General features: G+C 34.5%; 1 protein-coding gene and 1 pseudogene. Both read right to left on the minus strand.

Translation table 11 applies throughout. The annotated features are described in order from the left end of the window. Positions 1–250 (minus strand): annotated as a pseudogene (locus BN67_RS12150) (biotin/lipoyl-binding protein); the annotation flags it as partial. A gap of 162 nt (positions 251–412) precedes the next feature. After that, the gene (locus tag BN67_RS09875; RefSeq protein ID WP_019223933.1) at positions 413–805 is read right to left on the minus strand and encodes a Fur family transcriptional regulator; all 393 of its coding nucleotides are present in this window, start codon (positions 803–805) and stop codon (positions 413–415) included. Positions 806–872 lie beyond the last annotated feature (67 nt).

Consider the following 872-nt stretch of genomic DNA (forward strand, 5'->3'; position numbering starts at 1 on the left):
CATCACCTTTTTTTACAATTTGATTGGCTTTAACAGGAACCTTTTCAATATATCCAGTTAATTTAGGCGCAATTGCTGCGATATCTCCTTGTACATAGGCATCATCAGTAGAAATCATATAACGCCAATATGTTAACCACCTATAGCTAAATAAAATGACACAAAGGGCGAGGATAATAAGAAGAATGTTGATCATTCTTTTTTTATTGAAGTATTTTTTTGTTGAAACAATTGTCTCAGTTGTGGACATGATTTTACACTTTCAATTCTGTGTTTAATGAGCAAAACAAGTGCACTTTTAGCAGTAGAGAGCAGAGAGCGATATATATTTAAGCGCGCTAGGAGCTTTTCAAGCAATATTCTAAGGGGCAACGCATAACACTAAATATATCAACTTGCAAGTATAAATATATTACTTTTTTGCACACTTTTTACAAACACCTCGTACTTCTAAAATACTTCTTTGTGCTTGGAAGTCTACTTCTTGAACCATTTTTTGAAGGCTGAAGACAATAGCTTGGTTTTGTATTTCATTGACCTTGCCACAGTTTTCACAAATTGTGAAAGTTGTCAGTTCGTGTTGACAATTTTCAGGATGTAAGCAGGCCATAAAAGCATTGACACTTTCAAGACGGTGAATACACTTTAATTGTACAAGTTTTTCTAATGCACGATAAACTTGGAGAGGTGCACGAAATCCTTCTTCGCGTAAGTTATCAAGAATAGCATAAGCACTTAAAGGTTTTTTTGCATTCTTTAAAGTATTCAAAACCAATCTTTGGTTCCGCGTAAGTTTAGATGACATTGACACCTTCCTTTTACTCACTCAAAGCATAAAGCCTACATGTTCTTTATGCAATGGTGATTGCAGA

The sequence above is a fragment of the Bartonella rattaustraliani AUST/NH4 genome, assembly GCF_000312565.1.
Taxonomy (GTDB): domain Bacteria; phylum Pseudomonadota; class Alphaproteobacteria; order Rhizobiales; family Rhizobiaceae; genus Bartonella; species Bartonella rattaustraliani.

Excerpts from the sequence above, each read along its gene's own strand:
- BN67_RS09875 (WP_019223933.1), bottom strand. The coding sequence starts at position 805 with ATGTCATCTAAACTTACGCGGAACCAAAGATTGGTTTTGAATACTTTA.